Here is a 22,031-nt window from a genome sequence, read left to right as displayed (position 1 = left end):
AGAGGACGCCATGGCGACGAAGAAGGAAACCTACACAGGCGCGGACATCCAGGTCCTGGAAGGCCTGGAGCCGGTGCGCAAGCGCCCGGCCATGTACATCGGCGGCACCGACAGCACGGGGTATCACCACCTGCTGTGGGAGATCCTCGACAACTCGGTGGACGAGGTCATCAACGGCTACGCCTCCACCGTGGAGGTGACGCTCCACAAGGACGGCCGCACCGTCACCATCGTCGACAACGGGCGTGGCATCCCCGTTGACATCATGCCCAAATACAAGAAGCCGGCCGTGGAGGTCATCCTCACGACCCTCCACGCGGGCGGCAAGTTCGAGCAGGGCAACTACATCCACTCCGGCGGTCTGCACGGCGTGGGCAGCTCGGTGGTGAACGCGCTGTCGCGCAAGCTCGTCGTGGAGATCAAGCTCCATGGCAAGAAGCATGTGCAGACGTACGCGCGCGGCAAGGCCACCAGCGCCCTGAAGGTGGATGGCGCCGCGCGTGGCACGGGCACCTCCGTCACCTTCGAGCCGGACCCGGAGATCTTCGGCGAGAAGCTGAAGTTCGACGCGGAGCTGGTGCGCGAGCGGCTGGAGGCCAAGAGCTACCTGCACAAGGGCATGACGGTCGTCTGGAAGGACGAGACGTCCAGCCCGCCCACGTCGGTGACGTACAAGCACGACGGCGGCATCGCCGAGTACCTCACCAAGGTGGTGTCGGAGCGACAGAAGCCGCTGGTGCCCGCGGGCAGCACGGCCTTCTACCACTCGCGTGACAACGGGGTGCGGCTGGAGGCGGCGCTGGCGTGGACGGAGGCCACGGACGAGCACATCCGCTCGTACGTCAACGGCATCCCCACCCCGCTGGGCGGCACGCACGAGGCGGGCCTGCGCGGCGCGGTGGTGAAGGCGGTGCGCAACTACATCGAGACGCACGGCATCGCGCCCAAGGGCGTGACGCTCACCGCGGAGGACATCCGCGAGGGCATCACCGCCATCCTGTCCACCTACGTGGTGGAGCCGCAGTTCCAGGGCCAGACGAAGGGGCGGCTCAACAACCCCGAGGTCAGCGGCCAGGTGGACGGCGTGCTGCGCCCGGCGCTGGAGAAGTGGCTCAACGACAACAAGTCCATCGCCGAGTCGGTGGTGGCCCGCATCGTGCTCGCCGCCCGCGCGCGCGAGGCCAGCCGGGCCGCGTCGCAGGCGGTGAGCCGCAAGACGGCGGTCAGCCACCGGCTCAACCTGCCGGGCAAGCTGGCGGACTGCTCGTCCACGGACCCGGGCCTGAGCGAGCTGTTCATCGTGGAGGGTGACTCCGCAGGCGGCTCCGCCAAGCAGGGGCGGGACCGGCGCACGCAGGCCATCCTCCCGCTGCGCGGCAAGGTGCTCAACGCGGAGCAGGCGTCCACCGACAAGGTGACGACCAACAAGGAGCTCCAGGACATCGTGTCCGCGCTGGGCTGCGGCATCGGCTCGGACTTCGACATCAGCAAGCTGCGCTACGGCCGCGTCTTCCTGCTGATGGACGCCGACAGCGACGGGCACCACATCGCCACGCTGCTGCTCACCTTCTTCTACCGGCACCTGCGCCCGCTCATCGAGAGCGGCACCATCCACATCGCCCAGCCGCCGCTGTACCGCGTGGACATCGGCAAGGAGACGTACTGGGCGCTGGACGAGCCGGACCGCGACCGCATCATCAAGGAGAAGGCGAAGGGCAACGCCAAGCCCAACATCATGCGCTTCAAGGGACTGGGCGAGATGACGCCCGACGAGCTGAAGCAGACGACGCTCGACCCTAAGAATCGCATGAGCCTGCGCGTCACCATCGACAAGCCGCTGGAGACCGACCGCCTCATCAACGACTTGATGGGCAAGGACGTCAGCGCCCGCTTCAGGTTCATCATGGAGCGCGCGGGCGAGGTCCAGGACCTGGACGTCTAGTCTGGGCGGAATCACCGGCGCGGGTCCCTCCTCACACCCCGGAGGGGCCCGCGAGGGGCAGCAGGACTTTGGAGCCAGAGCCCCGGCTCGGCTAGCATCCGCGCTGTGACTACGTTCCGCCGGTTCTCCCTGCTCCTCGCGCTTGTGCTGACGACCTCGCCTGCCTACGGGCAGTCGGCGCGGAAGAAGGCCAGCAAGAAGAAGCCCGCTGCCGCCCAGCCGGTGAAGACGACCAAGGCGCCTCCGGCCGAGGACGCGGGCAGCGAGGAATCCATCGAGCCCCCGATTTTCGGGCCCCCTGGGGAAGAGTCGGCCACGCAGGTTCCCCCGCAGGTGAGCCCGGACGCGCCCGCCCAGGCGGCGCAAGCTCCCGCCTCGAAGGTGGACGCGCCGACCGCCGCCGCGGTGACGGCCACGGGTCCGGTGGCGCTCTTCGCCGTGGCGCGGACGCCCGCGGTCGAAGAGGCCGCGATGAAGCTGGAGAACGAGCTGCGGCGCGGGCTGAAGGCAGGCGGCGTGGAGCTGGTGGACCTGAGCGCCGTGTTTCCTCCTCCGCCGCCAGCCTCGCTGGCGCGCGCGGACACGCTCTTCGAGCAGGGCCGCTCCGACTACGACAACCTGGACCCGGAGGCGGCGGAGGCGAAGTTCGTCGCTGCAGCGGAGGCCTACACGCAGCACCCGGCGGAGCTGAGCACGGTGCGGCTGGGCCAGACGTACCTGTTCCTGGGGGCGTCGCGGATGCTCAACGGAGACTCCGCCGGTGCCCAGGAGTCCTTCCGGCGCGCGGTGGCGGCGGAGCCGTCCACCGTCCCCGACGCCGCCCTCTTCGGCCAGGACGTGCTGAAGGCCTTCGAGCAGGCGCGCACCGAGGTGGCCGCGCGCCCGGCCGGCACGCTGGTGGTGGAGTCGAAGCCGGAGGGCGCCAACGTGGTGCTGCGGGGCCGCGAGCTGGGTGTCACGCCGCTCAAGGGCGTGGAGGTCGCCGCCGGCCAGCACCCCGTCGTGGTGTCCCTGCCTGGCTATTCATCCTTCGCGCAGTACACGGAGGTGGCATCCGGCCAGAGCGCCGAGGTGAAGGCGACGCTGGAGGCCACCCCGGGGCTCGCCGCCGTCCGCGACGCGGCGGCCCACGCCTCCACCGAGCAGGCCTTCGAGCGGGACACGCCCCCACCGGAGACGCTGGCCATCGCGGAGCGGCTCAACGCCCGCTACGTGGTGCTCGCCGCCGTGTCGCGCGGAGAGAAGGGCCGGCTGGAGGCGGAGCTCCAGGCATGGGACGTGCGCTCCAGCGCGCGGTTGCGCGGAGTGGAGATTGCGCTGGCGCCGGGAGCGACGAAGAACAGCCCGACCGCGGCGGCGGACCAGGTGCGCGCCTTCGTCAACGGCGTCGCGCTGCCGCGCGCCACGGAGGGCAACACCTTCAGCACGCTCATCAAGCGCCCCTGGTTCTGGGCGGTGGTGGGCGGCGCGGCGGCGGTGACGGCGGGCGCCGTCCTCATCGCGACGTCCAACGACAAGGGCCGTCCCTACAACCCCGTCTCCGGTGGTATCGGTTTCTGAGGCCTCTGCGCGCCGCCCTGTTTCCAAGGTCACCCCATGAAAGCCCTCGCCCTCATCCTCCTTCCTGCGCTAGCGCTCGCGGCCCCGCCCCAGTCGCGCCGCGTCTCCACCCTCCTGGTGCCCATGGACCCGGGGGCCGAGGCGTCCAGCGTGCAGATGGAAGGCTACATGAACGAAGCCCTCTCCCACTTCGCGGGGATGAGCGTCCGCAAGTCGGAGGACCTGTTCGGCATGCCGGAAGACCCGGAGGCCCGGGCCTCGCTGGAGCGCGGACGCAAGGGCTACTCGGAGAGCCTGGCCGCCTTCGACAAGAAGGAATACGAAGAGGCGGAGCGCAAGGTGCGCGCCACGCTGAAGGAGCTCCAGGGCGCGGCGGGTGCCATGCGGGGGTGCTCGCCGCTGTGTGACGCGCTGGCCCTCTATGCCGCGGTGCTGCACCTGCGCGGAGACGTGGAGGAGGCGAAGCTGGCGCTCATCGACCTGATGGCGCTGTCGCCCACGCACGAGCTGTCCCCCAAGCGCTTCACCCGTGAGTTCCTCGCCCTGCGCGTGCAGGTGGCCACCAGCCGCACGTCGCTGCTGCGGGGCACGGCCACGGTGAAGTCGCGTCCGGCCGGCGCGCGCGTCTTCGTGGACGGCGAGGCGGTGGGCTACACGCCGGTGACGCTGCCCGCGCTGCCCATTGGCAAGCACCTGCTGCGCGTGGAGCGCCCGGGCTTCCGCCAGCACGGCCAGCTCATGGAGGTGGGCACGGACGACATCGAGGTGACGGCCAACCTGGTGCCCACGTCATCCTACAAGGCCTATGACGCGCAGCTGGACCGGGTCGCGGGTGAGGTCAACCGCGCCGGTGAGAAGGCGTCCGGCGTGGCGGCCATGGCGCAGTCGCTGGGCCTGGACCGCGTCATGGTGGGCACCCTGCGCTCCAACGGCGAGGGCTCCGAGCTCATCCTGGGCTACTACGACGCGCGCACCGGCCAGAGGATGGCGGGGCGGCGCATGTCGGTCCAGGGCGACGAGTACGGCCAGCTCAAGCAGGAGATGGAGCGGGTGGTGAACCACCTGGTGAATGGCGTTGGCGAGAAGGTGTCGAAGAGCCGCGACCCGCTGGACAGCCGCGGGGGCATGGAGGACTGGTCCTCGGAGGACCGGGGCGGCCGCGCCAAGGCGCAGGACAAGAAGGCCAAGGCGGGCGACGACCCGCTCGACAGTGTGTCCGGAACCGAGGACTGGTGACGCACGGCGCTTGTCCCGGGACGGCTGATGCCTAGAGTCCCGGGGCGTATGCGCCTGCTTGCCCTCCTGCTCCTCCCCAGCCTCGCGCTCGCCCAGACGAGCGTCATCCGCCAGCCCGCCCTGCCCTCCCGGGGCGTGACGCTGCCGCCCACGGGCGCCGCGCTGGTGGACGAGGCCACGGCCCTGTCGCTCAACCCCGCGGGCCTGGGCTTCGTCAACGGCAGCCAGCTCTTCTACCTGCACGAGCGCAACCTCGTGCATGACGGGCTTGGCGACGGCGTCTTCCTGGCCACCCGGCTGCTGGGCCTGGGGATTGGCGGCTCCATGGAGTGGATTCGTGGCCGCGCGGAGCCGGACTACCGCCGCACCTCGCTGGGCCTCTCCCTCGGCACGCGTACGCTGCAGCTGGGCGCCTCGTGGCACGCGTATGGCTCGGCCCAGCGGGACATCGACTCGCTGGACACCTTCGACGTCGGCCTCACCGCGCGGCCCCTGCGCGCGCTGTCAGTGGGCGCGGTGGTGCGCGACGTCAACGCGCCCAGCGAGGGCGCGCTGGCGCTGAAGCGGCAATACAACCTGGGGCTGGGCCTGCGCCCGCTGGACGAGCGCTACACGCTGGGCGTGGACTGGCTCTTCTCCGAGGGCGCCTTCCGCCAGGGCCAGGCGACGTACACCCTCAACGCGGAGGTGATTCCGGGCCTGCGCCTGGGCGCGGGCGTGTCGCACGGCTTCACCTCCGGGATGCCCGTGGCGCTCCAGGTGGCGGCCACGCTGGACACCTCGCACCTGGGCCTCACCTACGCGGCGGGCGGGACGAGGTCCGGGCTGGACCACGTGGTGGCGGTCCGGCTGTCGTCGGAGACCTACCGCTCGCTGGCGCCGCGCGGCGGCGTGGTGACGATGCTGGACCTGAACGACGCGCTGAGCGGCGGCTCCAGCCCCGTCCTGTCCTGGCTGGGCGTCACCGAGGCGGACCCGTACCTGCGGCTGACGCGGTGGCTGGACCTGGCCACCCAGGACGAGCGGCTGGCTGGCGTGGTGCTGAAGATGGAGGGCCTGCCCGGGGTGAGCTGGGGCAAGGCGGAGGAGCTGCGCCAGGCGCTGCTGCGGCTGCGCGCCTCCGGCAAGCGGGTGATGGCGGTGGTGCTGTCCGCGGATGACCTGGGCTACTTCATCGCCTCGGCGGCGGACCGCATCTACGCGCTGCCGGAGTCGCTGCTCTACATCAACGGCCTGAGCGCGCACCTCCAGTCGTACGGCGGGACGATGGAGAAGCTGGGCGTGCACTGGGACGTGGCGCGCGTGGGCCGCTTCAAGACGGCGCCCGAGCAGCTCACGCGGGACACGCCCAGCGACGCCGCTCGCGAGTCGACCAACGCGTTCCTGGACACGGAGGTGGCCGTCTACGAGAAGGCGGTGCAGGAAGGCCGGAAGGTGCCCCTGGAGAAGCTCCACGCGCTGTGGGCGCTGGGCCTTCCCAACGCGAAGCGCGCCATGGAGCTGGGGATGGTGGACGGCGTCATCTCCTCCTCGGAGCTCGACAAGAAGGTGGCCGAGCTGATTCCCGGCGGGCGCTTCAGCACCACCTACGCGCCGCGCGACGAGCGCGAGGGCCGCTGGGGCCGGCGGCGGCGCATCGCCGTGGTGCCCGTGCTGGGCGACATCACCGGCGGCCGCAGCCGCGAGGACCCGCTGGGCTTCAGCCGCATCGCTGGCGCGGAGACGGTGATTCGCGCGCTGGAGCAGGCCCAATCGGACCCGAGCGTGGTGGCCATCGTCGTGCGCGTGGACTCCGGCGGCGGCGAGGTGCTGGCGTCCCACCTGATGTACGAGGCCGTGGTGGAGGCCGCCAAGCACAAGCCCGTCATCGCCTCCATGGGTGACGCCGCCGCGTCCGGTGGCTACTACGCCGCCGTGGGCGCGCACGAGATTCTGGCCCTGCCCACCACGCTGACGGGGAGCATCGGCGTCTTCTACATCAAGCCCGCCCTGGAGGGCCTGCTGAGCGGCGTGCTGGGCATCCAGCAGGAGAGCCTCTCGCGCGCGCCGATGGCGGACATCCTGGGCCTGTGGCGCCCCTGGACGCAGGAGGAGCAGGACGCGGCGCAGGCATGGGCGGACGCGTCGTACGACAACTTCATCACCGAGGTGGCGCTGCGGCGGAAGATGGACAAGGCGAAGGTGGACGAGGTGGCGCGCGGCCGGGTGTGGAGCGGCCAGGACGCGCTCGCCCGGGGGCTGGTGGACAAGCTGGGCGGCCTCCTGGAGGCCGTGGACGCAGCGAGGATGCGCGCGGGCATCGCCCCCAGCGAGGAGCTGGACCTGGTGGTGATGGGCGAGGCACGGGGCTTCCTCTCCGGGCTGGGCGGAGAGCCGGGCGTGCGGGCGGCCCTGTCGCTGCTGCCTCGCCAGGAGCCCGCCCTGCCGGAGTCGCTGCGGGCGCTGGCCCGCTCCGCCGGGCTGAGCCTGACGATGCTCCAGCCGGGCGTGAAGGCCATGATGCCCTTCCAGCTCACCGTCCGGTAATCCCCCGCCCGTGACGGCGGGAGGTCCGCCGGACGACACCGCGCGAAAAAAGCGGCGGCGCCGTCCCCGGCCTCTGTTACTGTTACCCATGCACCCCGGACGGCTTCCGGGCCGCCAGGGTGCTCCAGGAACCGGCGGTTCGGCCTGCTCGTCTCCAGGGCCCCGCGTCCGCTTCCTGTCCCACGGCCTGAGTCACCTTGCGTCCCCGCCCTCCTCCCGGAGCGGCCGTCCGGGGCGCACACAGTCTGGAACTCCGATGAGCGAAAACCCCGATAACCGCGACCCACGTGAAGCCCCTCCTGTTCCCGCCGCCCGCGCCGTGGCCCCGCCCGAGCCGGATGACGACGGGGGCGACGAGGGCGATGACGAGGGCCCCGACGAAGGTGAGTCCGGCGCGGCGGGCTCCCAGGGCAACGGCCCCGGGCAGCCCGGTCAGGGCACGGGCCGCCGCCGCCGCCGTCGCCGCCGTCGTCGTGGCGCGCAGGTCCACTTCACCCCGGACGGCCAGGCCTACCGGATGCAGCCGGGGCCGGACGGCCAGCAGGTCCAGGTCTTCCTCACGCCGCAGGAGCTGGAGCAGTACCGCCAGCGTCAGGCCCAGCAGCAACAGCAGCAGCAGCAACAACAGCAGCAGCCCGGACACGGTGGCCCGCAGCACGCGCGCCACGGCCAGCACGGCGGCGGTCAGCAGGCCTCGCAGCAGGCGAACCTGTCGCCGGTGGAAGGCGTGCTGGACACCGAGGTGAAGGGCCCCAACGCCTTCCTGCGCCAGCTCAAGCGCAACCTGCTGGCGGCGCCGGATGACCCGGAGCTGCCGAAGAACCTGGTCCAGAAGCTGCGGCTGCGGCAGGGCCAGTACATCACCGCCTTCGCGCAGATGCGGGGCCACAAGGGCGTCATCCAGAAGGTCGACACGGTGGACGGCCGCCCGCTGGAAGGCGCGCCGCGGCTGCCGCACTTCTCCGACCTGACGTCGGTGGACCCCACCGAGCGGCTCAAGCTGGAGAACGGGCACAAGGAGATGGTGACCCGGGTGCTGGACCTCATCTCGCCCATCGGCAAGGGACAGCGCGCGCTCATCGTCGCCCCGCCGAAGACGGGCAAGACGATCATGCTCCAGCGCATTGCCCAGGCCATCCTCTCCAATCACCCGGAGTGCCACGTGATGGTGGTGCTCATCGACGAGCGGCCCGAGGAAGTCACGGACATGCGGCGGAGCATCAAGGCGGAGGTGCTGGCCTCCAGCTCCGACCGCCCCACCGCGGACCACCTCAAGGTGGCGGAGCTGGCCCTGGAGCGCGCGCGTCGGCTGGTGGAGTCGGGCAAGGACGTGGTCATCCTCCTGGACTCGATTACCCGCCTGGCCCGTGCCTTCAACAAGGAGGTGGACAACTCCGGCCGCACCATGTCCGGCGGCGTGGACAGCCGCGCCCTGGAGCGCCCCAAGCGCATCTTCGGCGCCGCGCGCGCGACGGAGGAGGCCGGCTCGCTGACCATCATCGGCACGGCGCTCATCGACACCGGCAGCCGCATGGACGAGGTCATCTTCGAGGAGTTCAAGGGCACCGGTAACTCCGAAGTCACCCTGGACCGGCTCCTCGCGGAGAAGCGCGTCTTCCCCGCGGTCAACATCGCCCAGTCCGGCACCCGCAAGGAGGAGAAGCTCTTCACCCTGCGCGAGTACGAGAAGGTGAAGAAGCTGCGGCAGATGCTCTTCTCCGTGAAGCCGGTGGAGGCCATGGAGGCGCTCGTGAAGCGGCTGTCGCGCTACACGTACAACGACGAGTTCCTCGACGAGCTGTAGTCGCTCGCTTCGGGAGAGGTGCGGCGGGCCCGGGTGTGCGTGTAAGGTGGCGGCATGATTCAGGGCTCGGGCCGCTGCCACTACCACCCGGAGCGCGCCGGCCTCGGCGTCTGCGTGGAGTGCCGGCGCGTCATCTGCCGGGAATGCACCACGCAGTTCGAGGGCATCAACCGCTGCGCGAGCTGCCTGGCCCAGCGCCTCGAGGCGCTGGAGGGCCCGGGTGAGCGGCGCGAGTGGACCGTGGCCAACGTGGTGCTGGCGCTGGTGAGCATGGCGTTCGTCTGGGGCAGCGTGCACGTGGTCGCCGGCTGGGTGGCGAGCTAGCCCATGGCCGTCTCCGCGCTCGAGCTGCGCCCCCGTAACGCGGTCGCCATGATGGACGCCACGCTGCGCTACTGCACGCGCGACACGGGCGTGTGGGCCCTCACGCTGCCGGGTGGCGCGGCCGTGGTCGGCGCCATGTTGTACCTGGCGGAGTCGATGCGCATGGGCTGGCCGCTCGGCGTGCCCACGCTGCTGCTGACGCTGGCGTGGTTCCTCCGGGGCCTGGGCCAGGGCGCGGCCTGCCACCACGTGCAGGAGGTGCTGCTGGGCACGCAGGGCACGCCCTCCACGTGGGCCTCGCTGAAGGCCGCGCTCGGAAGGATGCCCTCACTCTTCATCGCCGTGGGGTACCTGCTGGGCCTCAATGCCCTGCTGGTGGCGCCCATGTTCGCCCTCGGCATCTTCGCGCTGAGGGCCGCGCTCGGAACCATGCCCCCGCTCGTCGTCGCCCTGGCCTACCTGCTGGGACTCAACGCCCTGCTGGTGGTGGCCGCGCTCGGCCTCGGCTTCATCGCGATGTCGGTCCAAGGCGTGAGCTTCGCGGCGGTGATGCAGGGACGCGGCGGCCCGCTGAGGCTGTACGGGACATGCTCGCGGCTGCTCGGCCCCGCGCGCCGCACGGCGACCTGGGCCCAGCTCCTCCTCATGGTCGTGCAGGTGCTGGCCTTCTTCAACCTGCACATCGCCCTCAACGCCTTCCTGTACCTGGGCCGCAAGCTGGTGGGGGTGGACCTCACGTTCGCGGAGCGCTTCGCCTCGTTGGACAACGACACGTGGCTGCTCTTCCTCGCCACCACCACCTTCTCCCTCTTCGAGCCGGTGCGCGCCGCGGCGGCCACGCTGCTGCTGGTGGATGGGCGCGTGCGGCAGGAAGGGCTCGACCTGCTCGCCGCCGTCCAGCAGCTTCCCGCGCGCAACGTGGGGCGCCCCCTGCCTCCGCCGGGCGCGTCTCGCGGCGCGCTCGGACTGGTGGTCCTCCTCGGCCTGGGCGTGCTGGCGCCAGCGTCGGCCCACGCGCAGGACAACGGCGCGTCCGAGCCCATTCCCCGCGCCGAGGCCCTGAAGCGGCTGGCCGACGTCGCCGAGGCCTGTGAGGCGATGACGCCCGGGGACGCGGCGGAGCTGGGCTCGCCCGTCGAGGCACTGGGGCCCACGGAGGCGGTGAAGCTGGACCGCTTCGTGCGCCGCCTGGAGCGCCTGGCATTCGACGAGGAGGACTGCGACGCGGCACGGAGCGCGCTGCAGCACGGGCTCACGATGATGGGCGCCACCGCCGACGCCCAGGCGCGCGCGGACGCACGGGCCGCCGCCACGCGAGCGAAGGACATCCTCTCCCGGCCCGAGTTCGCGGAGGCCGCCCCCAAGCAGGCACAGAAGGACCTCGCCGAGCCCATGCCGCCCCCCGAGCCGCCGGGCTGGTGGCGCCGCTTCACCGACTGGCTGGGCGAGCTCCTCAAGGACCTGTTCAAGCGGGAGCCGCCGGCTCGGACGGAGGCCGTCCAGTCACGGGAGTCGGGCGCCCACGTGGCCAACGTGCTGGTGGTGGTGCTGGTGACGCTCACGGTGGCGGTGCTGGGCCTGGTGCTGCTGCGCGCGCTGAACCGGAGCCGGCGAGGGCCGGATGACGCGGACATGCAGGTGTCCACCGTGGACGCGCAGACGCTCGCGGGCACCGCGAACCATGCGCTGTCCCGCCCGCCGGAGGGCTGGGCGCACCTCGCGGACGAGCTGGCCGCGCGGGGCGAGTACCGCGAGGCGGTGCGCAGCCTCTACCTGGCCTTGCTGTCCCGGCTCCACCGGGACGGCGCCATCCTCTACGACGAGACGCTGAGCAACTGGGACTACCTGCGCCAGTTCCGGGGCCGCACGGAATGGAAGGCGCCCTTCCGCGAGCTGACGCGGCGCTTCGACTTCGCGTGGTACGGCAACCTGCCGGTGGGCGCGGAGGGCTACCGCGAGTTCCGCGCCCTCACCGAGCCCTTCCTGTCCGCGCCGCCCCACCCGGAGGTGGCCGGTGCGTGACCGTTTCCCGCTGCTGGTGGTGGGAGGACTGCTGCTCGCCGCGGTGCTCGCCTCCTTCCTCGTCCGGGGGGCCCGGCGCAACGAGTTCGCGGACACCCTGTCCACGTTCCGCGCGCAGGACGATGGCGCGCGGGCGCTCTTCCTGCTGGCCCAGGAGAGCGGCCTGCCCGTGGCGCGGCGCATGTCGGACCTGCACGTCCTCTCTGACGCCGGGACGCCCGTGCTGCTCGCGGTGGAGATCGACGGTGCCTACGAGGCCGACCCGGACCAGACGGCCCTGGCCGCCGAGCCCGACGCGGGCCTGGCCGACGAGAACGTGCCCCGCTCCGGCTTCAACACCTTCCGCGCCGTCGGGCTGGACACCGAGGAGACCGAGAAGCTGCTGACCCACGTGCGCGAGGGCGGTAGCCTCGTCTACGTCCCCTGGGGCTCTCGGGAGAACCCGCTGCTGGACGCCCTGGGCGTGAAGCTCTTCAAGGCGGACACCACGCTCCCCATGCGGACGCTGGTGCCGCCACAGCCCACGCCGTACACGCTGGGCGTGGAGCGGGTGGAGGCCAAGGTCCAGGCCTACCTGGAGCTGCCCGCGAGCGCCGTCCCCGTCCTGGAAGACGAGCGGCTGGGCATGTTCGTGGCGGCGATGGTGCCCCACGGCCAGGGCCGGGTGCTGGTGGTGGGCGCGCCGGAGCTGGCCATGAACCAGGCGCTGGCGCGCGCGGACAACGCCCAGTTCTGGCTGAGCGCGCTGACCGCGCTGGGGCCAGGGCCCTACGCGTTCGACGAGTTCCACCATGGCTTCACCAACGAGCGCTCGGTGGTGGACTTCGCGCGCCGCTACGGCCTGCACTTCGCCGCCCTGCAGCTGCTGCTCGGTGTGGCGCTGTGGTCGGTGTCGCTGAAGCGCTTCGGCCGCCCGCGTCCCCCGCCCCAGGCCACGCGCGTGGGCGCCACCGACGCGCTCTTCGCCATGAGCCGCCTGTACCGCGAGGGACGGCACCATGGCTTCGCCGCCGGGCTCATCCTCCGCGGCCTCACCCAGGAGCTGGCCCTGCACGCGGGCCTGCCCGCGCATGCCGCCGCCACCGCCGTGGCCCAGGGGCTGCGCGAGCGCGGCCGCGCGGACCTGGCCCAGGGGCTCGAGGCCCTCACCGCCAGGTCGGCCGTCGTGGGCGATGACACGGACCTCCAGCGGCTGGCCGAGCACGCGGCCCAGCTGCGCCAACGTCTCCATTCCGCCGGCGCTGCCCGGCCCAGCCCTTCCGGTACGACATGAACGACACCCTGCCCGCCCCCTCTCCCACTGGCGCCGCCGTGCGGGCCGCCCATGCCATCCGCGAGGCCGTGCTGAGCGAGGTCCGCAAGGCCGTGGTCGGCCAGGACGAAGCCCTGGAGCTGATGCTGGTCGGCCTCATCGCCGGCGGCCACATCCTGCTGGAGGGCGTGCCCGGCGTGGCCAAGACGCTGATGGCCAAGGCCCTGTCCCGCGGCATCAGCGCGGAGTTCAAGCGCATCCAGTTCACCCCGGACCTGATGCCCGCGGACATCCTGGGCACCAGCGTGTTCGACCTGAAGACGCAGGGCTTCACGCTGGTGCGCGGCCCCATCTTCACGGACCTGCTGCTGGCGGACGAAATCAACCGCGCCCCGGCCAAGACGCAGTCCGCGCTGCTGGAGGCCATGCAGGAGCGCTCGGTGTCCATGGAGGGCCGCGTGCTGCCGCTCTCGCCGCTCTTCACGGTGTTCGCCACGCAGAACCCCGTGGAGTCGGAGGGCACGTACCCGCTGCCCGAGGCGCAGCTCGACCGCTTCCTGCTGAAAATCGAGGTGGGCTACCCGGCGCCGGAAGAGGAGGACGCCATCCTCGCCTCGGTGCACCGCGGCTTCGACGCGGGGGACCTGCAGCGCGCGGGCGTCAACGCGGCGGTGGCGAAGGACGGCCTGCTGGGCGCGCGCGCCGCGCTCAACGAGGTGACGGTGGAGCCGCCGGTGCTGGCCTACGTCCGCAAGCTGGTGGCGGCCACGCGTGCGTCCAGCCGCATCCGCCTGGGCGCGGGGCCTCGCGCGGGCGTGCACCTGCTGCTGGCGGCCAAGGCCCTGGCCGCGCTGCGCGGGCGCGGCTTCGTCACGCCGGACGACGTGCGCTTCCTGGCGGGGCCCGTGCTGAAGCACCGCCTGCTGCTGTCGCCGGACGCGGAGCTGGACGGCGCCACGCCTTCGGACGTGCTGCGCGAGGTGGTGCACGGCGTCGAGGTCCCCCGGTGATTCCCACCCCGCGCCTGTGGGTGCTGCTGGCGCTGCTCGCGCTGCCCATGATGCTGGCGGGCTTCAGCCCCGGCCTGGGCGGCGTCGTGCTCGCGCTGGACGCGCTGGTGCTGGCGCTGGCGGTGGTGGACGGCCTCTCCGCGCGGCGGGCCCGGCTGGAGGTCCACCGGGTGCTCCCGGCGCGGCTCAACGTGGGCGTGGCCAACAAGGTGGTGCTGCGGCTGATTCACCGGAGTGACGGCGCCATCCACGCCCGCGTGCGGGACGACGTGCCGGACGGCTTCGGCGCCACGCCGGACGAGGCGCCGCTGCGCCTGCCCGCGCAGAGCGAGTCCCGCTGGGTGTACCGCGTGACGCCCACCCGGCGCGGCCGCTTCGAGTTTGGCGACGTCCACGTCCGGGTGCGCGGGCCGCTGGGGCTCGTGTCGCACGAGCGGGCGTTCCCCGCCGCGCAGGGCATCGCCGTGTACCCGGACCTGCGCGGCGCCAACCGCCTGCTGCTGTCCGGCGCGGCGCTGGACCTGGTCAACCTGGGCCTGCGCCAGCTGCGGCGCGACGGACGCGGCAGCGAGTTCGCCCGCCTGCGAGACTACGCCCAGGGCGACAGCGTGCGGGACGTGGACTGGAAGGCCACCGCGCGACGGGGCCGTCCGGTGACGCGCGTGCTGGAGTCGGAGCGCTCGCAGTCCATCCTCATCTGCGTGGACGCGGGCCGCTCCATGGCCGCGCAGGTGGACGGCCTCACCAAGCTGGACCACGCGGTGAACGCGGCGCTCTTCCTGGCCTTCGTGGCCGTGCGCAACGGGGACCGCGTGGGCCTGGCCGTCTTCGCGGATGGCGTGAAGGCCTACCTGCCGCCCGCGGCCGGGCGCGCGCAGTACCGGAAGATGGTGGACACGCTCTACGCCACCACGCCCAGCCTCACGTACGTGGACTACCTGGCCCTCTTCAAGGAGCTGAACCTCCGCCTCACGCGCCGCAGCCTGCTGTGCGTGTTCACCGACTTCCTGGACGAGGAGCAGGCCTCCACCATGGTGACGCCGCTGCACCGCCTGGCGCGGCGGCACGTCCCCCTGTGCCTGTCGGTGAAGGACACCGCGCTCCAGAAGCTGCTGCGCACGCCACCTCCCGGCCCGGAAGAGGCGTTCCAGCACGCGGTGGCGTCGGAGCTGCTCACGGACCGCGAGGTGCTCAAGGCGCGCGTGAGCCAGGGCGGCGTGCAGATGCTCGACGTGCAGCCGGACGAGTTGAGCCTCGCGGCCGTCAACCGCTACCTGGACATCAAGGCGCGCGGCGTGCTGTAGCCATGGGCCATGCGCCCCCTCTTCCAGGCCGCGGACCTCACCGCCACCCGCATCCCCGACGCGGACGTGGCGGTGTTCCAACCCTTGCTGGAGCGATGCGAGGACTTCTTCCTCCGCTGCTACGGCCGGCCGGCGCGCCCGGACGAGGCGCTGCAGCTTCCCGCCGAGCGTCCCAGGGAAGTCCCTCCGGAGAAGGGCCACCAGCTCGCGCTGTGGACTCCGGAAGGGCAGCTGGTGGGCATCCTGGAGGGGGTGAGTGACTTCCCGGTGCCGGAGGCGTGGTACCTCGGCCTGATGCTGCTGGCGCCGGAGGTCCGCGGGCAGCGGCGCGGCGAGGCCGTCCTCCGGGCCTACGAGGACTGGATGCGCGGCCAGGGCGCGCGGCTGCTCCGGCTGGGCGTGGCGGAGCCGAATCCCTCCGCCCTCCGGTTCTGGACGCGCATGGGCTTCCAGGAGGAGCAATGGGTGGGGCCCCGGAAGGAGGGCCTGCTCACGTACCGGGTGCTGCGGATGTCGAAGCCGCTGCGGGAAGCGGCAGCCACCCCGTGAAGCGCGTGTCCGGCGCGTTGCCGCGCACGCGGTGCAGCACCTGCTTGAAGCGCGCGTAGACGCGGAAGAAGCGCTCCAGGCCCGCGCGCTCGGCGTCCGTCAGGGGCGCGGTGGCGCACACCACCTTCGGGTCGCCCCGCCCCGCGTCGACGAAGCCGATGACGCCCACCACTGGCACACGCAGGCGCTGGCCCAGCGCCAGCCGGGGGCCCAGCACCACTGCGTCGAGCGGGTCCCCTTCATCCGACGTCAGGCCCGGGATGCTGCCGTAGTTGTACGGGCACGGCAGCGGCGACACGAAGTCCACCGCCCCGTCCGCGCGGCGCTTCACGAAGGAGAAGCGCGGGCACTCGATGAGGACCTCCGGCTCGCTCGGCAGCGGTGGCACCCAGAGCCGCTCATCCATGGGCTGCCCCGGCGGTGTCACCCGGCGCCGCGCGTCCGCCGCGCAGCCAGTCCGACATCAGGTAGGCGTAGACGCCCGCGCCCACCGTCAGCGCGAAGGACACCTTGAAGGCCACCGACAGCTTCGGGGGATGAATCTGGGACACCGTGCCCTCGATGAAGCCCGCGAGCACGAACAGCAGGAGCGTGCCGAACAGCAGCTTCACCGCCGTCACCGCCTCCTGCCTCACGGCGAGGCCCCGCGGCAGCCCGCGCGGCGCCACCATGCCTCGCGCAATCACCAGCCCCGCGGCCCCCGCGATGCAGATGGCGGTGATTTCCGGGATGCCGTGCGGGAGAATCCACGCCCAGAACCAGCCCGCCATCCCCTTGGCCGCGTAGACTTGCGCGAGCGCCCCCACGAACAGCCCGTTGACGAACAGCATCAGCGCCGTGCCCAACCCCGCGGTGATTCCCAGCGCGAAGGCCAGGAAGGCCACCTGGATGTTGTGGGTGAAGAGGAAGGTGGTGAACTGGGCCTGCTCCTCCGCCGACATGCCCTGCCCCGCGGCCTCGTCCGCCGCGCGCTGGATGGGGTCCAGGTTCAGGTGCTCGGCCGGCACGAGGTAGTGCGCCCCGTCGGGGTCCACCATCATCCCCACGTAGCCGAAGCCCATGCCCGCCAGCAGGAGCAGCAGGGACGCCACGTACATCCGCCACTCGCGGCGCAGCAGCGCGGGGAAGCCCCTTGCCACGAAGCCCCACACGTCCGCGAAGCGCGCGCGCCGGCCCGGGTACGTCAACGCATAGGCACGGCCCACCAGGTCATTGAGGTAGGCATTCACGTCCGCCGAGCCGCTGCGCGCGCGCACCCACAGCAAGTCACTGGAAACGGCGCGGTACAGCCGGCCCAGCGTCCGGGCATCCTCCAGGCTCAGCGCGCGCAGCCCCTGCGTTTCGGACCGGTCCAGCAGCGACTCCAGCTGCTCCCAGCGCGGCCTGCGGGACTCGATGAACTCCGCCATCTCCATGGCCGGGCACTCTACCCCAGCGACGCGAAGGGCCACCCTGCCCTCGGCGAGCGCTTTGTGGGAAAACGCAGGTTCATGACGTGTCGGATGGTGTTGCTGGCGTGGATGCTCGCGCTGCTGTCGGGATGCGCTGGAATGCGCGCCCTGTGTCCCCGGGAGGGCGGCCGCCCCTGGGTGGAGGTGCGCAGCCCGCATTTCACCGTCCGCACCAACCTGGACGCGACGACGGCCGAGGAAGCGGCCCAGGAGCTGGAGATGCTCCGGCAGGGGCTGCTCCAGGCCTGGGGCGGCAGCTTCGACCCGCCGGGCACGGTGGACATCATCCTGCTCCACAACCGCAGCGCGCTGGAGGAGTTCACCAACATCCGCATCGAGGGTTTCTCCACCAGCACCGAGGACGGCCCGCTGCTGGTGCTGGCCGGCCACGCCTACGCGCTCAGCGAGGCGACGGCAGACATCACCACGCAGGCCCACGAGCTGACGCACTACCTCTCCGAGCGGGCGCTCGTGCGCCAGCCGCGCTGGCTGTCGGAGGGGCTGGCCAGCTACCTGGAGACCATCGCCCTGCGGCCGGAGCGGCGCGAGGTCATCCTCGGACGGCTCCATGACGCCTTCTACAACCACGTGTGGCGCCACGGCTGGCGCACGCTCGACGAGCTCTGGGAGTGGGACCGCAAGGGGATGCTCAGCACCGCCGAGTCGCGCCAGTACTACGCGTCCTCGTGGCTGTGGGTGCACTTCTTCATCAGCCGGCACGGCGCGCGCTTCGAGGACTTCCAGAAGCGGCTGATGCGCGGCGAGGAGCCCCGGCACGCCTTCGATTCCGCCTTTCACGGCGCCAAGGACCTGGCGGGCGAGCTGCACGGCTACGTCCGCCGCCCTGGCCACATGAACTACCGCACCACCACGGCGCCGCTGGCGCTCGTGCCGAGCCCGCTCCAGACGCGCCCCATGCGCACGGCCGAGGTCCACGCCGTCCGCGCACAGCTGTTCCTGATGTCACCGGGCGCGGCGCCGCTGGAGGAGCGGCTGCCCTACATCGAACGGGAGATGGAGGAAGCCACGCGCGAGGAGCCGGGCAACGTCGACGCCATGCTGCTGCGCATCCGCTCCACGGAGGACCCGTTCCGCAGGCTCGCCCTGGCGCGGGAGCTGGTGGACCGGCACCCCGACAGCGGCCACGCATGGGACGCCCTGGCGCAGGCGCTGGACGCGGCGGGCAACACGTCCGAGGAGCAGGAGGCCGCACGCGTGCGCGCGGTGGAGCTGCTGCCCGACAGCGTCAGCGCGCAGAACGGGCTGGCCGGCTTCTACGCGCGCACCGCCCAGCCGGAAAAGGGACTGGCCGCGGCGCAGCGGGCCCTCGCGCTGGCGCCGGGCAACTCCGCCGTGCTGGACACCTGGTCCACCATCCTCTTCCAGCTCGGGCGCTGCCCGGAGGCGCTGGACGCCCAGGAGCTCGCGGCGGACATGCTGCACGAAGGCACACCGCAGCGGCTGCGGCGCACGGTGCACGACACGCTGGCCCGCTACCAGGCCGTGTGCGGCGCCGAGGTCCCCTTGGACGGAGCGGGGCGCCCCACCGCGGCCCCCGCGTCGCAGCTGCCGTGACACCCGCCCCGTGAAACGGCGAAGCGCCGGAAGGGCCCTGGGTGGGGCTCCTCCGGCGCCTCGGCGCGTACGACGCGGGTCGCCTGGACTACTTCACCAGCTTCTCGATCGGCTTCTTCTCGCTGCTCTCCTTCTGCTTCGTCCAGTCCACCACCGGCGTCTGCCACGCCATGCCCGTCTCGGTGGGCTCTGGGGCCAGCTTCTCGAACTCGAAGCCGTCACCGCCGAAGTAGAGGTACTCCACGGTGGCGACGGTGTACTCCTTGTTCGGGTCCAGCGCCTTGCCCTTGGCGTCCTTGAACTTGCCCTTCCCGGCGGGCGTGAAGCCGGAGATGAGGGCGTTGGGGTTGGCCAGCTGCCGGGCCAGGTCCTCGCCCTTCAGCTTCACCATCAGGAGCGTGTTCTCGAAGGGCATCACCGAGTAGATGCTGCCGCGCGTCACCGGGCCCGCGGGCAGGTCGCCGCGGATGCCGCCGCTGTTGAGGATGGCCGCGTCCGTGCCGAGCACCTCGCGCACCGCGCCCGCCACCCACTTCGCCATGAGCGGCGACGACTGCGGGATGCCGGCCTTGGTGAAGCCAATCTGCTGGCCCAGCACCTCGTCGAGCTGCGTCTTCCACTTGCCCACGAGCTGGACCGTCTCCGCGTCCGGCGTGCCGCCCGACACCTCGACGACCTTCGTCTCCAGGCCCGTCAGCTTCTCGCCAGCGGGCTTCGCCGGGTCGAAGGTGAGGTGCGCGCGCAGGTACTTGCCGAAGCCGCGGTCCAGCGACACGAAGCTCGTGGCGCCGTCCTTCACCTCGACGGGCTGCGGGCAGCGGCCGCCGGCCACCAGGGCCAGCTTCCACTCCGGGTGCTTCGCCACCGCGGGCTGCAGGTCGGTGACGCACTCGTCGGCGAGCACCACCACCACGTCCGCGCCGGCCTTGCGGGCCTCGGGGACGGCCGTGGAGAGCGCCTCCTCGTAGCCCGTCACCTCGAGCCCCTCGGCGCGGCCCGGCATGGCGGTGCGCACCGTCTTCTCGGACGCGAGGCCCACGACGCCAATCTTCAGGCCGCGGCGCTCGAAAACCTGGAACGCGGGCATGGACAGGTCGCCCGCCAGCGCCGGGTCCTTCACCTTGAGGTTGGCGGCGAGGAACGGGAAGCCGCCCGCGCCGCGATTCTTCAGGAAGGCCTCCTTGCCGAAGGCCAGCTCGTGGTTGCCCAGGGCGGAGGCGGCGTAGCCCATGCGGCCCATCACCTCGGCCGTGGGCGTGCCCAGGAAGAAGGAGGAGATGGCCGGGCCATTCCAGTGGTCACCCGTGGCGAGCGCCAGGGTGCTGGAGTCGGCGCACGTGGCCTTGCCCTCCTTCACGGGGCCGGGACAGTGCTTCTCGTCGGCCACCCAGCGGCCGAGCAGCTCCGCCGCGCCGCCCTTGCCCTCAACGGGCTGGAGCTGGCCGAACGCGCCGCCCGTCACGAGCAACGTGACTTCGCTGGGAGCAGGGGGCGGTGCCTTCGCCTCCGGGGCGGCGGGAGGAGGAGTGGAATTGCTCTTCTCGCATCCGGTGACGGCACCGAGGGCGAGCACCAGCACGCCGGACAGCGGCTGGAAGAAGGGACGAGGACGGAGTGGGTTCGCGCTCACAGGTGCGCCTTTAGCACAACTCGGCTCGTGCTACGCTGAGACACGTGGCAGACAGCGACACGGGGCACGGCGTTTCCTCACCCGAAGGCAAGGTTCACAAACACACAGAGCAGGGGTTTGCCGGGCAGGGAGAAGCCCGGGCACGCGAGCTCTGGGGAGAGGTGAGCGCGGGTGCGCGTCACTTCTCGCGGAAGGACCGGAAGCCGCCCGAGGGCCGCCTGCGCCAGTTCTTCTACGGCGTGAGCCTGCCGTTTCATATCGGCGGGGCGCTGCTGGGAGACCCGGTCGCACGCAAACAATACATCCGTGTCGGGCTTCTCCAATCCATTGCAGCTCTGGCCTTGGCCTTGAGTTGCATGACTTCCGGAACTGAAGCGGCGAAGAGCGCCAGCAAGCGGGAGTCTCGCGCCAGGGAGCGGGCCCAGGCGGCCCAGGTCGAGAAGGTCCTGACCGCCTTCGCGGAGCGACATATCCAGAGGACCGAGGCAGAGGCGGCCCGGCGCGTGAAAGAGGTCGAGGCGGAGACCATCGAGCGCCTCAAAGCCATCGACGCGCAGATTGCCCGGCGAAAGCAGACCGAAGCAGCGGCCCGGGGTGACACCGCGTCGGAAGCGGCCGACGAGGAGGCGCCTCCCGAAGCCGCTGTCGCGAAAAGCCCCGCGGGGCCTGAAGCAACGCCCGCGGACGACGAGAATCCCGCGGCCGGCGCCGGCCCGTCCCGCTCGGAAGCCGCCCGGAGCGCCGATGCCCAAGAGGCGCCCCCGGAGGTCCCCGGGGCGCCCCTGGAGACCGGAGTCTCCCCAGCTGGTGCCCCACAGCCCGGAGACGCCTCCCCCGCCGCCGGCCTGTCGGCGGACGCCCGGCTCGACCAGCGTGTCCAGGACCTCGAGGCCGCGCTCCGGGGGGCGGATACCGACGCGGGCGCCTCCCTGGCGGAAGCCATCGCGGCGCTGACGCTCGAGGTCGCGAACAATGTGGATGAAGAGGTGGCCCGGGCCTCGGCCGAGGCGACGTCGGACCGGGCCGAGCCCGGAACGTCCGCGGACCGATTGGACGCCGTGGACGACGCTCCCGCGTCCCGCTCGGGTGACGCGTGGTGGACGGTGAAAGGCTTCTCCGTGTGGAGCCTGGCCTTCTGGGCGGCGCTGTTCGCCGCGTTGCAGCTGGCGCAGTGGGTGGTCATCGCCCTGTCGCGGGACTACCACGACGCCATCTCCCGCAAGGCCAGCCTGCTCACGGGGCTGGAGCCAGAAGAAGAGGACATCACGCCGCGCGTGCGCGTCAACTTCCCGTGGATGCGCAAGAAGTTGAAGCGGCGCTGGCGCGCCTTCCTGCTGCTCATGGTGGGCGTGCCGGCGCTGTTCGTGGTCACCCTCCCCTTCGTGTGCTTCTCCCACGCCGTGTTCACCCTCCTGTTCACCGCCTGGAGCGCGTGGTGGGCGATGGTCTTCACCGCCGCCAAGAGCTCACGGGCCTGGGAGCCTTCCGCGGGGCCCACGCGGCCGCCCTGGTTCCTGCGGGCGTGGACGACGCTCACCACGCGGGTGCCCGGGCTGCGGTGGGGCGTGCTCCAGCGGTACGGCGCGTCCTGGGGACGGCGCACGGAGGAGGTGCTCGCACCCGTCGCCAGCACGGAGCGCCACCCCTGGGTGTTCGCCGGGCTCGCGGTGGTCCGCTTCATGGGCTCGTTCCCTCCGATGAAGTTCTTCATCCGGCCACTCATTCCCGTGGCCTCGGCGCACCTGCTGGAGGAGGACGTGGCCGCGGCCAGGAAGGCGCTCGCCGCCGGCGCGGACGCCTCGCCGCCCTCGGCCCAGGTGCCCCGGCCCGCCGACGTGTGGTGACG

At 71.9% G+C, this 22,031-nt stretch carries 16 protein-coding genes; 13 read left to right on the top strand and 3 right to left on the bottom strand.

Annotated elements, in window-relative coordinates:
* Nucleotides 1–10 precede the first annotated feature (10 nt).
* From VZL07_RS27255 to VZL07_RS27205, 11 genes are all read left to right on the top strand, one after another.
* Nucleotides 11–1,942 (top strand): DNA gyrase/topoisomerase IV subunit B, encoded by a 1,932-nt coding sequence (locus VZL07_RS27255; protein ID WP_426750702.1) that lies wholly within the window; start codon nucleotides 11–13, stop codon nucleotides 1,940–1,942.
* Between the two features lie 105 nt (nucleotides 1,943–2,047).
* A complete protein-coding gene (locus VZL07_RS27250; RefSeq protein ID WP_426750701.1) occupies nucleotides 2,048–3,502 on the top strand; it encodes a PEGA domain-containing protein in 1,455 nt (484 codons plus the stop codon).
* Nucleotides 3,503–3,538: 36 nt separating this feature from the next.
* Nucleotides 3,539–4,738, top strand: coding sequence for a PEGA domain-containing protein (locus tag VZL07_RS27245; protein WP_426750700.1), 1,200 nt, complete (start codon nucleotides 3,539–3,541; stop codon nucleotides 4,736–4,738).
* Between the two features lie 48 nt (nucleotides 4,739–4,786).
* Nucleotides 4,787–7,264: a signal peptide peptidase SppA gene (sppA, locus tag VZL07_RS27240; RefSeq protein ID WP_426750699.1), complete on the top strand. Its 2,478-nt coding sequence runs from the start codon at nucleotides 4,787–4,789 to the stop codon at nucleotides 7,262–7,264.
* A 256-nt stretch (nucleotides 7,265–7,520) separates the two neighbouring features.
* Nucleotides 7,521–9,068, top strand: coding sequence for a transcription termination factor Rho (gene rho, locus VZL07_RS27235; protein WP_426750698.1), 1,548 nt, complete (start codon nucleotides 7,521–7,523; stop codon nucleotides 9,066–9,068).
* A 54-nt stretch (nucleotides 9,069–9,122) separates the two neighbouring features.
* Nucleotides 9,123–9,392, top strand: a complete 270-nt coding sequence (locus VZL07_RS27230) for a hypothetical protein (RefSeq protein WP_426750697.1) — start codon at nucleotides 9,123–9,125, stop codon at nucleotides 9,390–9,392.
* Between the two features lie 3 nt (nucleotides 9,393–9,395).
* Nucleotides 9,396–11,414, top strand: coding sequence for a DUF4129 domain-containing protein (locus tag VZL07_RS27225; RefSeq protein WP_426750696.1), 2,019 nt, complete (start codon nucleotides 9,396–9,398; stop codon nucleotides 11,412–11,414).
* Nucleotides 11,407–12,687 carry a DUF4350 domain-containing protein gene (locus VZL07_RS27220; protein WP_426750695.1) on the top strand — a complete coding sequence of 427 codons (1,281 nt, stop codon included), beginning with the start codon at nucleotides 11,407–11,409 and terminating at the stop codon, nucleotides 12,685–12,687. The genes VZL07_RS27225 and VZL07_RS27220 overlap by 8 nt, the downstream gene beginning before the upstream one ends.
* A complete protein-coding gene (locus VZL07_RS27215) occupies nucleotides 12,684–13,676 on the top strand; it encodes an AAA family ATPase (protein WP_426750694.1) in 993 nt (330 codons plus the stop codon). Before VZL07_RS27220 ends, VZL07_RS27215 begins: the two co-directional genes overlap by 4 nt.
* Nucleotides 13,673–14,980: a DUF58 domain-containing protein gene (locus tag VZL07_RS27210; protein WP_426750693.1), complete on the top strand. Its 1,308-nt coding sequence runs from the start codon at nucleotides 13,673–13,675 to the stop codon at nucleotides 14,978–14,980. The genes VZL07_RS27215 and VZL07_RS27210 overlap by 4 nt, the downstream gene beginning before the upstream one ends.
* Nucleotides 14,981–14,989: 9 nt before the next feature.
* A complete protein-coding gene (locus VZL07_RS27205; RefSeq protein ID WP_426750692.1) occupies nucleotides 14,990–15,529 on the top strand; it encodes a GNAT family N-acetyltransferase in 540 nt (179 codons plus the stop codon).
* Here VZL07_RS27205 and VZL07_RS27200 read toward each other — a convergent pair.
* Together VZL07_RS27200 and VZL07_RS27195 are read right to left on the bottom strand one after the other, a co-directional pair.
* Nucleotides 15,471–15,935 (bottom strand): inorganic diphosphatase, encoded by a 465-nt coding sequence (locus tag VZL07_RS27200; RefSeq protein ID WP_426750691.1) that lies wholly within the window; start codon nucleotides 15,933–15,935, stop codon nucleotides 15,471–15,473. The genes VZL07_RS27205 and VZL07_RS27200 overlap by 59 nt on opposite strands.
* Nucleotides 15,928–16,944, bottom strand: coding sequence for a stage II sporulation protein M (locus tag VZL07_RS27195; RefSeq protein WP_426750690.1), 1,017 nt, complete (start codon nucleotides 16,942–16,944; stop codon nucleotides 15,928–15,930). The genes VZL07_RS27200 and VZL07_RS27195 overlap by 8 nt, the downstream gene beginning before the upstream one ends.
* Before the next feature lie 75 nt (nucleotides 16,945–17,019).
* Here VZL07_RS27195 and VZL07_RS27190 point away from each other — a divergent pair, with 75 nt between their 5' ends.
* The gene (locus VZL07_RS27190; protein WP_426750689.1) at nucleotides 17,020–18,555 is read left to right on the top strand and encodes a hypothetical protein; all 1,536 of its coding nucleotides are present in this window, start codon (nucleotides 17,020–17,022) and stop codon (nucleotides 18,553–18,555) included.
* Nucleotides 18,556–18,643: 88 nt separating this feature from the next.
* Here the strand turns inward: VZL07_RS27190 and VZL07_RS27185 are convergent, their stop codons facing one another.
* Nucleotides 18,644–20,185 (bottom strand): bifunctional metallophosphatase/5'-nucleotidase, encoded by a 1,542-nt coding sequence (locus VZL07_RS27185; RefSeq protein WP_426750688.1) that lies wholly within the window; start codon nucleotides 20,183–20,185, stop codon nucleotides 18,644–18,646.
* A 356-nt stretch (nucleotides 20,186–20,541) separates the two neighbouring features.
* Between VZL07_RS27185 and VZL07_RS27180 the strand changes: the two genes are divergently transcribed.
* Entirely contained in the window at nucleotides 20,542–22,029 is a 1,488-nt protein-coding gene (locus tag VZL07_RS27180; RefSeq protein WP_426750686.1) for a hypothetical protein, read from the top strand.
* Nucleotides 22,030–22,031 lie beyond the last annotated feature (2 nt).

It is taken from the genome of Pseudomyxococcus flavus (genome assembly GCF_050038885.1).
Lineage (GTDB): Bacteria > Myxococcota > Myxococcia > Myxococcales > Myxococcaceae > Myxococcus > Myxococcus flavus.
Note: the sequence above shows the minus strand (reverse complement) of the source record. Positions and strands in the feature narration are given on the sequence as shown.

Bases quoted from the DNA above. Each gene is read 5' to 3' on its own strand.
- VZL07_RS27255 (WP_426750702.1), top strand. From the start codon at position 11: ATGGCGACGAAGAAGGAAACCTACACAGGCGCGGACATCCAGGTCCTG.
- VZL07_RS27245 (WP_426750700.1), top strand. From the start codon at position 3,539: ATGAAAGCCCTCGCCCTCATCCTCCTTCCTGCGCTAGCGCTCGCGGCC.
- sppA (WP_426750699.1), top strand. From the start codon at position 4,787: ATGCGCCTGCTTGCCCTCCTGCTCCTCCCCAGCCTCGCGCTCGCCCAG.
- rho (WP_426750698.1), top strand. From the start codon at position 7,521: ATGAGCGAAAACCCCGATAACCGCGACCCACGTGAAGCCCCTCCTGTT.
- VZL07_RS27230 (WP_426750697.1), top strand. From the start codon at position 9,123: ATGATTCAGGGCTCGGGCCGCTGCCACTACCACCCGGAGCGCGCCGGC.
- VZL07_RS27225 (WP_426750696.1), top strand. From the start codon at position 9,396: ATGGCCGTCTCCGCGCTCGAGCTGCGCCCCCGTAACGCGGTCGCCATG.
- VZL07_RS27215 (WP_426750694.1), top strand. From the start codon at position 12,684: ATGAACGACACCCTGCCCGCCCCCTCTCCCACTGGCGCCGCCGTGCGG.
- VZL07_RS27205 (WP_426750692.1), top strand. From the start codon at position 14,990: ATGCGCCCCCTCTTCCAGGCCGCGGACCTCACCGCCACCCGCATCCCC.
- VZL07_RS27200 (WP_426750691.1), bottom strand. From the start codon at position 15,935: ATGGATGAGCGGCTCTGGGTGCCACCGCTGCCGAGCGAGCCGGAGGTC.
- VZL07_RS27195 (WP_426750690.1), bottom strand. From the start codon at position 16,944: ATGGAGATGGCGGAGTTCATCGAGTCCCGCAGGCCGCGCTGGGAGCAG.
- VZL07_RS27190 (WP_426750689.1), top strand. From the start codon at position 17,020: ATGACGTGTCGGATGGTGTTGCTGGCGTGGATGCTCGCGCTGCTGTCG.
- VZL07_RS27180 (WP_426750686.1), top strand. From the start codon at position 20,542: ATGACTTCCGGAACTGAAGCGGCGAAGAGCGCCAGCAAGCGGGAGTCT.